General features: G+C 37.3%; 9 protein-coding genes and 3 pseudogenes. 11 read left to right on the top strand and 1 reads right to left on the bottom strand.

The genetic code is table 11. The features are described from left to right. Window positions 1–2: 2 nt before the first annotated feature. The 6 genes from lpdA to ACLHDF_RS17700 all read left to right on the top strand — a co-directional run bounded on the left by lpdA (window position 3) and on the right by ACLHDF_RS17700 (window position 7,424). Window positions 3–1,382 carry a dihydrolipoyl dehydrogenase gene (gene lpdA / locus ACLHDF_RS17725; RefSeq protein ID WP_413920010.1) on the top strand — a complete coding sequence of 460 codons (1,380 nt, stop codon included), beginning with the start codon at window positions 3–5 and terminating at the stop codon, window positions 1,380–1,382. Between the two features lie 267 nt (window positions 1,383–1,649). Beyond that, a complete protein-coding gene (locus ACLHDF_RS17720) occupies window positions 1,650–3,527 on the top strand; it encodes a sigma-54-dependent Fis family transcriptional regulator (protein ID WP_413920009.1) in 1,878 nt (625 codons plus the stop codon). Between the two features lie 54 nt (window positions 3,528–3,581). Next, entirely contained in the window at window positions 3,582–4,631 is a 1,050-nt protein-coding gene (locus ACLHDF_RS17715) for a 2,3-butanediol dehydrogenase (protein ID WP_413920008.1), read from the top strand. 157 nt (window positions 4,632–4,788) lie between these two features. Beyond that, window positions 4,789–6,003, top strand: coding sequence for a cystathionine gamma-synthase family protein (locus tag ACLHDF_RS17710; protein ID WP_413920007.1), 1,215 nt, complete (start codon window positions 4,789–4,791; stop codon window positions 6,001–6,003). A gap of 233 nt (window positions 6,004–6,236) precedes the next feature. Then, window positions 6,237–6,809 carry an HTH-type transcriptional regulator Hpr gene (locus ACLHDF_RS17705; RefSeq protein ID WP_413920006.1) on the top strand — a complete coding sequence of 191 codons (573 nt, stop codon included), beginning with the start codon at window positions 6,237–6,239 and terminating at the stop codon, window positions 6,807–6,809. A 144-nt stretch (window positions 6,810–6,953) separates the two neighbouring features. Continuing rightward, the gene (locus tag ACLHDF_RS17700; RefSeq protein WP_413920005.1) at window positions 6,954–7,424 is read left to right on the top strand and encodes a DUF3231 family protein; all 471 of its coding nucleotides are present in this window, start codon (window positions 6,954–6,956) and stop codon (window positions 7,422–7,424) included. Window positions 7,425–7,488: 64 nt separating this feature from the next. On the opposite strand, the gene garD is transcribed toward ACLHDF_RS17700, so the two are convergent. Further along, the gene (gene garD, locus ACLHDF_RS17695) at window positions 7,489–9,024 is read right to left on the bottom strand and encodes a galactarate dehydratase (RefSeq protein ID WP_413920004.1); all 1,536 of its coding nucleotides are present in this window, start codon (window positions 9,022–9,024) and stop codon (window positions 7,489–7,491) included. A gap of 213 nt (window positions 9,025–9,237) precedes the next feature. Between garD and ACLHDF_RS17690 the strand changes: the two genes are divergently transcribed. From ACLHDF_RS17690 to ACLHDF_RS17670, 5 genes and pseudogenes are all read left to right on the top strand, one after another. After that, window positions 9,238–11,157: a sigma 54-interacting transcriptional regulator gene (locus ACLHDF_RS17690; protein WP_413920003.1), complete on the top strand. Its 1,920-nt coding sequence runs from the start codon at window positions 9,238–9,240 to the stop codon at window positions 11,155–11,157. Between the two features lie 149 nt (window positions 11,158–11,306). After that, a pseudogene (kdgD, locus tag ACLHDF_RS17685) lies at window positions 11,307–12,176 on the top strand (5-dehydro-4-deoxyglucarate dehydratase); the annotation flags it as partial. 30 nt (window positions 12,177–12,206) lie between these two features. Beyond that, window positions 12,207–12,569 (top strand): annotated as a pseudogene (locus ACLHDF_RS17680) (aldehyde dehydrogenase family protein); the annotation flags it as partial. A 9-nt stretch (window positions 12,570–12,578) separates the two neighbouring features. Then, window positions 12,579–13,099 (top strand): annotated as a pseudogene (locus ACLHDF_RS17675) (enolase C-terminal domain-like protein); the annotation flags it as partial. A 256-nt stretch (window positions 13,100–13,355) separates the two neighbouring features. After that, window positions 13,356–14,060 carry a FadR/GntR family transcriptional regulator gene (locus tag ACLHDF_RS17670; RefSeq protein WP_413920002.1) on the top strand — a complete coding sequence of 235 codons (705 nt, stop codon included), beginning with the start codon at window positions 13,356–13,358 and terminating at the stop codon, window positions 14,058–14,060. The last annotated feature ends 14 nt before the right edge of the window (window positions 14,061–14,074 follow it).

Below are 14,074 nucleotides of genomic sequence, written 5' to 3'. Positions count from 1 at the left end.
CCGTGAAACCTTTAGTTGTCATTGGCGGCGGCCCTGCAGGATATGTGGCGGCCATTACCGCTGCCCGGCAAGGGAAACAAGTTACGTTAATCGAACAAAAAGATTTAGGTGGAACCTGTTTAAATGAGGGCTGTATGCCAACAAAGTCATTATTAGCAAGCGCGGAAGCCTATGAGAAAATCAAGCAAGCTGAGCAATTCGGCATCACTCTTCCTTTGGAACAAGTGAAAATTAACTGGGATGGCGTTCAGCATCATAAAACAATCATTGTTAAAAAACTGGTTCAGGGAATTGGCTATTTGATGAAAAAGAATAAAATTAAAGTCATGAAAGGTGAAGCTTCGTTTTTGACAAATCATCGTCTAGCCGTACAAAACGAAAACCAGGTAGAAGAGGTAGAGGCTGAACAGTTTATTATCGCTTCGGGTTCAGAACCTGCTAGCCTGCCATTTGCTCCTTTTGATGGAAAGTGGATCATTCACAGTGGACAAGCCATGTCGCTGCCTGCTATTCCTTCATCTCTTTTAATAGTAGGAGGAGGTGTAATTGGATGTGAATTTGCAAGCATTTACAGTCAAATGGGAGCAAAAGTAACGATTGTGGAAGCTGCGGACCAGCTGCTTCCTGGTGAAGATGCCGACATCGCATTTACGTTACAAGAAGAGTTAGAGAAAAAAGGAGTAGCAATTTATACATCCGCTTCGCTAACAGAAATGCAGCCAGAATATAAAACGGCTCTATTTAAACATAAAGAAGAGCTACATGAACTGCAAGTTGACTACGCATTAATTTCAATTGGAAGAAAACCTAGAGTGCTAGGTTTAGGTTTGGAAAAAATCGGCGTACATTTTTCAAAACAAGGAATTGATGTTAATGAGCATATGCAAACGAATGTACCTAATATCTATGCTTGTGGAGACGTAGTTGGCGGAATTCAGCTTGCTCATGTAGCCTTTCATGAAGGCACAGTTGCTGCTTTGCACGCATGTGGAAAAGATAAGAACGTGAATTACCGAGCTGTACCACGCTGCATCTATACTCACCCTGAAATTGCAAGTGTCGGTATGACAGAAAAACAGGCCCGACAAGAATACGGCGATGTTCGTATTGGAGAATTTTCGTTTATGGCAAACGGCAAAGCGATGATTGCAAATGAGCCCGTTGGAAAAGTAAAAGTAATAGTAGAACCACAGTTTAATGAAATTATCGGGCTTTCCATTATAGGTTCACATGCCACAGAATTAATTGGACAAGGAACAGTCATGCTGCACGGAGAATTGACCACAGATGTAATGGAAGACTTTATCGCGGCTCATCCTACATTATCCGAAGCGATTCATGAAGCTCTTTTGCATTCAACGGGTCAGGCCGTTCACTCCTAATTATACAGGTGCCTAAGTTATTAAACTTTTTAAAAATGCAAAGTAAAAAATGAATGATTTAAAAAGATAAGCTAGAGGAGGAAGGAATTGTGGAAGAGGTATAGGTGTTTTTTCCCGCATCCTCGTCTAGTTTTTCTATTAATTTTTACATAAGGTGAGTTTAAAAATTTATCTTTGATAATGATAACGCTTTCTTTGTGATTTATAATAATGTTAACAAGCCTTGATTTACTATATTCAATCAAGTTTATAGGGGAGAGGTATAGAATGGAATCTACACTTTCTTTAAACACATGGAAACGTTTTGTAAACGAAGGGGCACTTGAATCTTCAAGGTTAAACGACATTATTATAAAATCATGGCATCGTTGTAAAAGCGCAGATGTTAATCCTTACCTAGATAAAGGCAGATCGATTTTAAGAAATGAAGCTTTTCAGTCTCGAAAACAAATGAACTCTTTGTTTCTTGATACGGCTTTGCCGCACTTAGAAAGAATAAAACAATCAACGGCGGATTTAGGAATGGTTGCTCTACTAATTGATCCAGAAGGCTATATTTTATCTATTACAGGAAATAGACTTACACTTAATGAAGCAAGGAAAATTAATTTTGTGGAAGGCGCCTGCTGGACAGAGAAAGAAGTAGGAACAAATGCAATCGGTACAGCTCTACAAACGGAAGAGCCAATTATGATAACAGGGACAGAACATTATTCGATTGCTTCGCATCAATGGAGCTGTTCGGCAGCACCTGTTCGAAATGACGACGGAAATTTAATTGGGGTTATTAATATTTCTTGCCCTGTAAACAGAGCCCACCCTTATATGCTTGGAATGGTTACCTCCATTGCGTATACCATTGAACGGGAGATAAGCATTCGAATGCACAAAGACGAAATCGAGTTGGTTCATGCTTCTATGAATTTTGTAGATAGCAAGCAGCTCTTGCTTCTTTGCAATTACAAAGAAGTAATTGTAGGAGCAAGTAAAACCGTTCGAGAATGTATACCTAAATGGTCAGGTATGCAGTTAAATACAATTGTACAACAGGGGTTTCGTATAGTCATGGAAGTGCCTGTATGTTCAAAAAGACACGGTAATTCTATAGGAAAGATTATTTATTTATCAGAAGAAGCACCTCATAATCAACCAAATAAGCAGATCCCTGCTCAATCATTTTGTTTTAAAGGAGAAGCGGGCATAAGCCGTTCCTTTCAGCGAACACTTGAAGAAATAAAGCATGCAGCGCCTACAGATACAACAGTTTATATTTTAGGGGAAACAGGTACTGGAAAAGAAGTGATAGCCCGAACGATTCATGAAAACAGTTCGCGTAAAAACGGGCCTTTTATTGCTCTTAATTGCGGTGCCATTCCGAAAGAACTTATGGAAAGTGAATTATTTGGGTATGCGGAAGGAGCATTTACAGGAGCACGGCGTCAGGGATATCGAGGAAAGTTTGAGCAAGCTAATCATGGTACGATTTTTCTTGACGAAATAGGTGAGCTTCCTCATCCTATGCAAGTTTCTTTGTTAAGAGTATTGCAAGAACGCAAGGTAACGCCCGTTGGAAGCAATCAGGAAATTCCGGTAGACATCCGAATTATTACCGCTACTCATCGAGATCTTCATCAGCTTGTCAGTGAAGGAAAGTTTCGAGAAGATTTATATTACCGACTTCACGTGTATCCTGTACATGTTCCCGCTTTGCGAGAAAGGAAAGAGGATATTCCACATCTGATACGCTACTTTTGTCAAAAAAATGCTTGGAATATTAATTTCCCTAAGAAATTAGTAGATAAATTGATAGATTACCAGTGGCCCGGAAACATTCGAGAATTATTTAATGTACTTGAACGCTTGAAGATCTCGCTTAAAACAGAAGCAGAAGAAGAGAAGATATTGAATTATCTGAGTTCTTTAAATCTTGGTGGCCAGAAGAACATCTCTCACTCTGATACCTCACAAGAAATAGAAGAAAATGATTTTACGTCCTTACCCGTACTCACATTTCGTGAAAAAGTTCAAAAAGACTTAATGATGGATGCTTTACGTAAAACACAGGGAAATGTGTCACTTGCCGCTAAGCTGTTAGATATACCAAGAAGTACATTTTATAACAGATTAAAAAAATTCAATTTGTAAGCTGAGAGTTCGTAGCTGTTTTAAATTTTTAAATAAGGATAGGAGCTGAGTAGAATGAAAGCATTAAGATGGCATGGCGTTAAAGATGTGAGGTTAGAACATATTGCAGAACCTACCGTCTCTCAAAGGAAAGTGAAAATTAAAGTAGAATGGTGTGGAATTTGCGGAAGTGATTTGCATGAGTACACGGCAGGACCAATCTTTATTCCTACAGAAGAACCACATCCATTAAGCAAAGATAAAGCACCAGTAGTGCTGGGACATGAGTTTTCTGGACAAGTTGTAGAAGTCGGAGGAGGTATTACGAATGTAAAAGTCGGAGACAGAGTAGTGGTAGAACCTATCTATGCATGCGGAGAGTGTGAAGGCTGTAAACAAGGAAAGTATAATCTTTGTAATAAAATGGGGTTTTATGGTCTTGCAGGAGGAGGCGGAGGTTTTTCTGAGTATGCCTCCATACCAGTAGAAATGATTCATAAAATACCGGAAACGGTGTCTTACGAGCAAGGAGCTCTTGTAGAGCCTTCAGCTGTGGCTCTTCATGCTGTGCGCCAAAGCAAGTTGAAGGTAGGGGATAAAGCCGCTGTATTTGGGACGGGGCCAATCGGTTTGTTAGTGATTGAAGCGTTAAAAGCATCGGGTGCATCTGAAATTTATGCCATTGAACTATCGGAGCAGCGCAGAAGGAAAGCTGAAGAACTTGGGGCGATTGTCATTAACCCACAAGAATATGATCCCGTAGCAGAAGTACATAAGCGTACAGGCGGAGGTGTAGACGTTTCCTATGAAGTTACGGGTGTTCCCTTAGTTTTAACTCAAGCCATTAATTCTACCAAAACTGGCGGAGAGGCAATGATTCTTAGTATATTTGAAAAAGAAGCGTCCATTCATCCCCAAACAATTGTTTTACAAGAGCGTACAGTAACAGGTATTATTGGCTATCGCGATGTATTTCCAGCGGTTATTAGTTTAATGGCAAAAGGATATTTTTCGGCTGATAAATTGGTGACAAAACGTATCAAGCTAGAAAATGTGATTGAAGAAGGTTTTGAGACATTATTAAAAGAAAGAGAACAGGTAAAAATTTTGGTGAAAGCTGAATAAAAAATGAGCTTATATCTTTAATAGATATAAGCTTTTAAATTTTATGTAGAATGTATGTGTATTTAATTATCGTACTATTCTGAACTATATACAGTATATTGTATACAATATATAATTTAATCATTATCTAATTAACAAAACTAGAGGTGATGAGTAAATGACAGACAAACAGTTTAGAAATGCACAAGACGGAACAAAAGCGGTATGGGCAGGAGAAAAAGAATCGCTTGCTTACAATGCCACTCAAGTTCCCGTCGTCTTCAGCGTAGCTTACAATTATGATGACGTAGATGAGTGGCAAGAAGTTGCTTTAGGAAACAAACCTGGCTATACGTATAATCGCATGAGTAATCCCACGGTTAGAGCGTTTGAAGAAAAAGTAAGAATACTTGAAGAAGCAGAAGAAGCGGTCGCATTGTCTTCAGGAATGGCGGCCATTAGCAGTACATTGTACACTTTTTTGAAACCAGGAGACCGCCTCGTATCGATAAAAGATACATATGGAGGAACCAATAAAATCTTCACTGAGTTCCTTCCTAACATTGGAGTTGATGTAACCTTATGTAATACGGGGAACCATGAAGAAATTGAAGCGGAAGTAAATAAAGGGTGTAAAGTGCTATATTTAGAATCACCTACAAATCCTACGATGAAAATTATTGATATTGAAAGAATAGCGAAAGCAGGAAAATCGGTTGGGGCAGTCGTCATTATTGATAATACGTTTGCGACACCAATTAATCAAAACCCTCTTCAATTAGGAGTGGATCTTGTCATCCATAGTGCTACAAAATTTTTAAGTGGACATGCGGATGCCTTAGGCGGCGTAGTATGTGGTTCTAAAGAATTAATGCAGCATGTATATCACTACCGTGAGATCAATGGAGCGACCATGGATCCCATGTCAGCATATCTTATTTTAAGAGGAATGAAGACTTTAAAATTACGTATACGTCAACAAGAACAAAGCGCCTTAGAAATTGCTAAATTTCTTCAAAAGAAAGAATCTGTTAAAGCCGTCTATTATCCTGGATTAGAAACACACCCTCATCATCATATTGCCAAAAAACAAATGAAAGGCTTTGGCGGAATATTAAGCTTTGTTTTAAAAGGAGAAATGGAAGCTATTAAAATTTTGCTTCCAAAGTTAACGTACGCAAATAAAGCCGGTAATTTAGGAGCGGTTGAAACGATTTATGGACCAGCAAGAACGACTAGTCACGTAGAATGTACGCTTGAAGAGCGTAAAGCCCTTGGAATATCTGAAGGACTGGTTCGTATATCTGTAGGAATTGAAGATACGGAAGATCTGATTGCAGATTTAGAACAAGCATTTGCTCACTTAGAATCCGCATCATCTATTAGTAATTAAAAAGATACGTATTACTTTTTTTAATAAAATTAAGGTAAGCACCTCTTTTTAGTCGATAGGGACCTATTCAACGTTGCAGAGATCTTGTGGAATAAAGCTGATTAATTAAACTACACGTGTATTTTTTCGTCTGATTTTGTAGGTATACTGATAAATTAGATGAAATAAAAATATTTTTACGCGCTTTAAAAAATAAACTAACTTACAATAGCCTACAAATAAGGAATGATAGTATGTCGAAACAAGAAAGTGAATACACAATGAAAGATGCATCATTGTTTGGATTAAAATTAATGCAGGTAAGTAAAGCCATCTGGAGAGCTGCGGAAGATGACTGGGAGCAATGGGTGAAACCTTATGGTCTGAATGTAAATGAGCATCATATTTTATGTTTAGCCAGTAACACGGGAGAAATTTCTATGTCAGAGTTAGCTAATTTAGGAGCTATGCATATCTCTACAGCGTTTAATTTTTCAAAAAAATTAGAAAATCAAGGATACCTGCATTTATCAAAAAGAGAAAATGATAAACGAAACACCTACATCAAATTAACTGAAAAGGGAGAAAAATTATTACTTACTACGCTTAAAGGGTATGAACCACATAATAGTAAGATATGTAAAGGTGCACTTCCTTTAAAAACGTTATACGGCAAATTTCCCGCTTTTCCAGAGCTAGTAACCGTTGTTCGCCACGTTTGCGGCGGCGAGCTCGTGAACGTGGCTGATCAACCTTTTGGGAATATAGAAGAAGCGGGAATAGACGAAAATGAAGACAAGGAGGAAGTCCAGCTAACTAGTAATTGAGTGCAGCGAATAGGTCCGACTTTAGATTAAAATACTTAAAAGTTAAGAAATAGATAAGGTAGAAAAAACCACCCTAAGAACAAATCGAGCTAGGAGATTATAGATAGAAACAATCAAACCAATTAAAATAGGTTCAAAAAAAATTTGAAAGAGAAATTAACAGCACCCGAAACAGGAAAACTTTGGGCAACCTATATGGGCAACAGCATGTCTTCGTATATTTTAAGTTACTTTCTTGAACACATTGAAGATCCCGATAAAAAAATATTACAGCATGCAAAAGACTTAACGGAAGAACTTCCAAGTAACGTAAAAGAAATTTTCACAAAAGAAAATGTGCCGATTCCTTATGGACTCACACAAGAAGACGTTAACCTAGGCGCTCTAAAGCTGTTTGAAGATGAATGTCACAAAATGAATATGTTCTCAATGAAAATGATGGCTTTTGGAAATTCAGTAGCTGTAAATGGAAGGCATGATTTAGCGCTGTTACACGGAAAATCAATGAAAAGTGTCTCAAGCTTTGTAAATGATGCAGCAGCTATTATGATGGAAACCAGCTGGATGGAAACACCATCAGAAGTGGTAGATAGAGATCATTTAACCTCCAATTAGTTAAGCAATTTTTCATAAAATGACGAGAACCTGTTTAAAAATAGTGCAGGTTCTCGTTATCTCGTTAGGTTAACGGAGCAGGGTTAAACAGGCATAAGTCATTATGCAATCCCCAATAATCACTCCACGTTTTTTTATTTCCGCTTGCAATTTCTATAATTAAGTGAAAGAGCTCCCAACCAACCTCCTCAATGGTTGCTTCTCCTTGTGCTATTCTTCCGGCATCTAAGTCTATTAAATCATGCCATTGCTCAGTTAATAAACTTCTAGTAGATACTTTAACAACAGGGGCCATTGCCAAGCCATATGGAGTTCCTCTCCCCGTTGTGAAAATATGCATGTTCATTCCAGAAGCTAACTGTAATGTTCCGCACACAAAATCACTCGCCGGAGTTGCTGCATAGATTAATCCTTTTTTAGTCGGTTTTTCTCCAGGTGACAAAACTTCGACAATTGGAGTTGTTCCGGCTTTAGCTATGGAACCAAGTGCTTTTTCTACTACGTTTACAAGTCCGCCTTTTTTATTGCCAGGTGAAGGATTTGCACTTCTATCTGCTTCGCCTCTTTTTAAATATTGATCATACCACTTCATTTCTTTAATCAGAGATTGACCGACTTCTTCACTAATTGTTCGTGGCGTTAACAAATGCATAGCATCTCGAACTTCAGTAACTTCAGAAAATAAAACAGTAGCGCCTGCTCTTACTAGTAAATCTGCCGCATACCCAACTGCTGGATTGGCAGTAACACCGGAAAAGGCATCGCTTCCTCCACATTGTAAACCTACCGTTAAGTCAGATACAGGACAGGTTACACGCGTCCGGCTATTTAGTTTAATTAATTTTTCTTCTGCCATCTCCATAATCGTAGCAACCATTTGCTTAAAACCCGCCTGGTCCTGCAAACGTGTTATATTTTCTGAACCCTCTTGTGGATTTAAACGTTCAGGAAGCAGCTTTTCACACCCCAAGCCCACTACTAAAACTTCGCCTCCGAAATTTGGATGAGTAGATAGGTTTTGCAATGTACGAATCGGAATGACGGCGTCCGGTGCATTAATGGCAACTCCGCAGCCATAATTATGAGTTAGAGCTACTACGTCATCTACATTTGGATAAGATGGAAGAAGCTCTGTTTTAATTTTTTTAACCACATAATCAAGTACTCCTACCACACATTGAACACTGGTCGCAATCCCAAGTATATTCTTTGTTCCAACACTTCCATTTGTATTTTTATAGCCTTCAAATGTGTATCCTTCTAAAGGAGATAAAGGGGCAGAGACTTTAGTTGCCAAAAGCAGCTCTTCTAAGACAGGCGGATTAGGTAGATTGACCAATGATTCTTTCACCCACGTCCCCTGAGAAATCGGCGAAGAAGCAAATCCAATAATTTCTCCATAGCGAATAATTTTGTCGCCTTTCTTAAAGTTTTTTAATGAAACTTTATGCCCCTGAGGGATATATTCTTTTAGTTCTAATCCAGATGGAAACACAGTTCCTTTCGATAATCCTTTTGAGTTTACAATCGTAGCAACATTATCTTTTTCATTCACTTTGATATAAAGGGGTTTTTCTGTTTGATTGATATGCAAAGACATGATTCATCTCTCCCTAATTGTTTTAAGTTTTTTACTAAACATGTTCATGGTTATTTATTGCAATAACCATGCCAATTGGTGTACCACATAAAAAAGGCTTTTTACCAAGTGGAAGTGATGAAATATACAACAATTGTTGTATTTAAAGCAACAATTGTTGTGCCTATGCGTTATAATAAATAGAATATTCTAACTAATTAGGAGGCAACGGACATGTCAAAAATCGCCTTTATTGCTCCGGATAAGCAACTATTTTTACAAGGAAGAAAAGTAATCCAAGAGTTAGGATTACAAGAAGACGTTGAAGTCTATCTTGCAAGGTTAAGTCGCGCCGTAAAACTTGCCAATAAATTAGAATCCCGATGTGATGTTATTGTTTGCCGAGGAGGAACTGCCAGGTTGATTACTGATTCTTTAATCAGAATTCCTGTAGTCGAGATTCCAATTACAGGACAAGATTTAGCTCACGTATTTTATAAAAGCAAAAAGGCAACAAATCTGGAGAATCCTAAAGTGGCAATGCTAGCGTTTCAGAATATGAAAAATGATGTGGAAATTTTAGCAGATATTTTGGGTATCAACCTTTCTATTTATGCTCTTGATTCAGTTGAAGATATTCCAGCCTGTATTGAGAAACTTTCTCCAGCTGAGACAGATATTGTTATTGGAGGAATGAAAACAATTACTTTATCACTTAGAAAAGGGTTTAAGGCAATTCCGATTTCATCTGGAAATTCTGCTGTTCAAACAGCTTTTTTAGAAGCTAAAAAAATTTCTTTAGGAAGGAAAATTGAAAAAGAGCGCGCCCAAACAGTTAAAGCCCTTATTGATTATTCTATACAAGGAATTATTAGTATTGATCGGGATAAAAAAGTAGAAGTATTTAATCATGCTGCTGAACACTTGCTAGAATTAAAAAGGCAAGAAGTGCTAGGAAAGCAGATTGATACTGTTATGCCTTTTATGCCTATTAAAGAGTGTTTTCAAGGAAAAGAACATTTAGGTATAATCAAAAAGCTCAAAAACAAGAGTTTAATATTTAATATTGCTCCAATTAGTGTGGAGAAAGATATTATCGGAGCAATGATAACTTTTCAAGATATTACAAGTGTTCAAGAAATGGAAGCTAAAATTAGAGGAGAAGTACTGTCTAGAAAATTTAAAACACGCTACACATTTTCTGATGTTTTAGGGCATTCCAAAGAAATTTGTGAATCCAAACGAATTGGACAGACAGTGTCTTCTGTAGATGCAACCGTTTTAATTTTTGGTGAGTCCGGCACCGGGAAAGAATTATTTGCTCAGAGTATTCACGCAGAAAGCTTGCGAAAAAACGGGCCTTTTGTTGCTGTTAATTGTGCAGCCATTCCGCCTAATTTACTGGAAAGTGAGTTATTTGGATATGTAGAAGGGGCCTTTACTGGGGCAACAAAGAAAGGAAAGCAAGGTCTGTTTGAAATGGCGCACCGAGGAACGATTTTTTTGGATGAAATATCGGAGATGGATACATATGGACAATCCCGTTTGCTTAGAATTTTACAAGAAAAGCAGGTGATGCGCTTAGGTGATAACAAATACATTCCTGTAGATGTAAGAGTTATTGCCGCAACTAACAAAAATTTATTAAAAGCGGTAGAAACAGGGCAATTTCGAGAAGATTTACTTTACAGGCTTAAGGTCTTAACGATAAATATTCCACCCCTCCGTAAAAGAAAAGATGATATTCGTTACCTTGCTCAGCATTTTTTAGTTTATTATACAAATCTTTATCAAAAGAAGAATGTAGAAATTACAGAAAAAGCTTTTTCACAATTAACTACCTATGAATGGCGAGGAAATGTAAGGGAATTAATGCATTTTATTGAAAGATTAGTGGTGATTAGTAAAAATGATATAGTTTCAGAGCAGGATATGAAAGAGCAGCTAAATGAAAACGTTTTTAAAATTAATGACACCAGCGAAGAAGCAGAAACCAACAATCATCTTCAATCTGAAAAAGAGCAAATTTTACTCGCTTTAGCAGAAAGCCATTCCAATATCTCTCAAGCAGCTAAATTGTTAGAAATTGATCGAAGCACACTTTACCGTAAGTTGAGAAACTACGGAATTGAAATAAAAAAGACGTATAAATAGAAAAAACACCTCTAAAAAGGTGTTTTTTTGTTGCTGTTTTGAAATTCTTTATTTAAAAATTAAAAGCATTTATTCTATTAATAAACAATTTAATTTGCCTTACAATAGAAATGTAAAAATTATCTGGAAATTTATAGAGGGATATGTATATGACTACGAATAGAAAAGCACCTACAGGAATTTTAGGTTTTCCCGTTGCTCCCCTTAATAACCAAGGAAAATTAGATGAAAAAGCTTTAGAAATAAACATTCAATTTTTATTAGACGAAGGGCTCGAGGCTATCTTCATTGCTTGCGGTTCAGGAGAATTTCAATCATTAACTACAAAAGAATATACAGCAATGTTAGAAGTAGCTATATCTGTCGTAAATCGAAAAGTTCCTGTTTACACAGGTGTAGGCGGTAATCTTTCTACAGCTTTAGAATGGGCTCGTATTTCAGAGGAAAAAGAAGCAGATAGTTATTTAATTTTACCTCCATACTTAATTGAAGGCGAACAAGTGGGCCTATACAACTACCTAAAAGCAATCATTGAGCATACAAGCTTGAATGCAATTGTTTATCAAAGGGATAATGCCATTTTACAGTTGCCAACTTTAGAAAAGCTCACAGAATTAAACCAACTAGTAGGGTTAAAAGATGGATATGGAAATATGGAATTAAATATAGAATTAACTCAGTCTTTTGGAAAACGATTAGGCTGGCTAAACGGGATGCCGATGGTCGAAGTAACGATGCCAGTATACGCTCCAATTGGATTTGATTCTTATTCATCAGCAATATCTAACTATATCCCGCACATATCAAGAATGTTTTACAACGCTTTATTAAGTCATGATCAAGATTTACTAAGTGAACTCTATCAAAATGTAATTCTTCCAATCAACGATATTCGCAAGCAGAAAAAAGGATATGCTGTTTCATTAATCAAAGCAGGGATGGAAATTATAGGTTTACCTATGACAGATACAGTAAGGCCCCCTATCGTTTCAGTAGACAAAGAACATTACACACAGCTCGCGGACAGTATCTTCACAAAGCTGCGGATATTATGGAAAATAGCTCCAGCACTTGTTTATGGAAACACTGTCATAATTAAGCCAGCTACTGAAACAGCTATTATATTTACAGGATCCGATCGAGTAGGCAAACAAATCGGTCAACAGGCTTTCGTTCGAGGAGCTAAATATCAGTTAGAAATGGGGGGAAAGAACCCGGTAATTGTAGCAGCAGATGCAGATTTAGATCTGGCAGTAGAAGGTACAATCAGCGGGGCATTCCGTTCAACAGGTCAAAAATGTACTGCGACCAGTCGGGTAATTGTTCAGCAGGAAGTATATGAAAAATTCAAACAAAAACTATTAGCAAAAACGAAAGAAATTACCGTTGGAGAAGGATTAAACAAAGACACGTGAATGGGACCTTGCGGAAGTGAAAATGGATATTCAGCAAGAGAAACAATGGCTGAATTTCGAAGAGCAACTGGGCTGCCGACTGCTACGAATATGATTGCTACAGATTGGCGTCAAATGGGGCATGCTATTCAGTTGAACGCTGTGGATATTCCTCTAGCAGATCCACATTTTTGGACACGATGCAAGGTTCAGTTCGTGTCGCTCAAATGTGTCACGAATGGGGCCTTACATGGGGATCACATTCAAATAATCATTTTGACATTTCACTGGCCATGTTCACTCATGTGGCTGCTGCCGCTCCTGGTAAAATAACTGCTATTGATACTCATTGGATTTGGCAAGATGGTCAGCGATTGACAAAAGATCCTTTTAAAATTGAGGGAGGAATAGTAACAGTGCCTAAAAAGCCAGGACTTGGCATAGAGTTAGATTTAGAACAAATTGCACAAGCGCATCAGTTATATAAAAAGATGCAATTAGGAGCACGTGATGATTCAAAAGCTATGCAGTATTTAATGAAAAATTGAAGCTTTGATAATAAACGTCCTTGTTTAGTACGTTAAAAAATAATTTTTTCTAAGTAATTATAGTATGCTTTTAGCTCGAACATCTCTACGCCTTTGTTCGAGCTTCTGTTTTATAATAATGAGCAGTTTAATACATATCCCTGTGTAGATAAGAGACAAGAATAGTTAAGAAGTAGGGATTAGTAATACATAAAGCAATTCTATATGATATAATTAGTCTTACAAATAAACAATATTCAGAAAAGGGGGGATGGAGATGAGTGGTTCGACTAAAAAAGTGTCATTTGAATCCGTTAATCGTAATACGCTGGCAAAACAAGTAGTCGACCGTATTATTCAGTTATTGGTCAGCGGGCAATTAAAGCCAGGAGATAAACTGCCAACTGAAATGGAGTTATTAGACGTACTGAATGTAAGTCGCCCTGTATTGAGAGAAGCTTTAAGTGCATTAGAAGTACTTGGTGTAATTACACGAAAAACCCGAGGAGGTACATATTTTAATAACAAAATAGGAGCGCATCCTTTTTCAGTTATGCTAGCGTTATCAATGGATAATTTACCTGCAGTAGTAGAAGCGCGGATGGCACTCGAACTAGGCCTAGTAACCATGGCGGCTGAAAAAATAAACGATGATCAATTAAGACAGTTAAAGGAAACGATTGAGGAAATAAAAAAGAGCACAGATAACAACTACGGTGCAGCGGATAAGGAGTTCCATCGAGTTATTGCTGTTAGTGCTGATAATCCAGTGGTAGAAGGAATGATTAATTCTCTGCTCTTCACTCATGAAAAAACAGATAGTGAAATTACTTTTAGAGAACCTGAACTTACTGTAGAACATCATACTGCTATTTATAATGCATTAGCAAATCATGATCCCGATGATGCATTCAAGAAAATGTATCATCATCTAAAATATGTACGCGATAAAGTTCTTAAACAATATAATCCTAATAAGTAAAAAAAAACACACAA

It is taken from the genome of Priestia megaterium, assembly GCF_046599315.1.
GTDB classification, from domain to species: Bacteria; Bacillota; Bacilli; order Bacillales; family Bacillaceae_H; genus Priestia; species Priestia megaterium_F.
The sequence above is the reverse complement of the archived record's forward strand: the minus strand, read 5'-3'. Positions and strand labels throughout refer to the sequence as shown.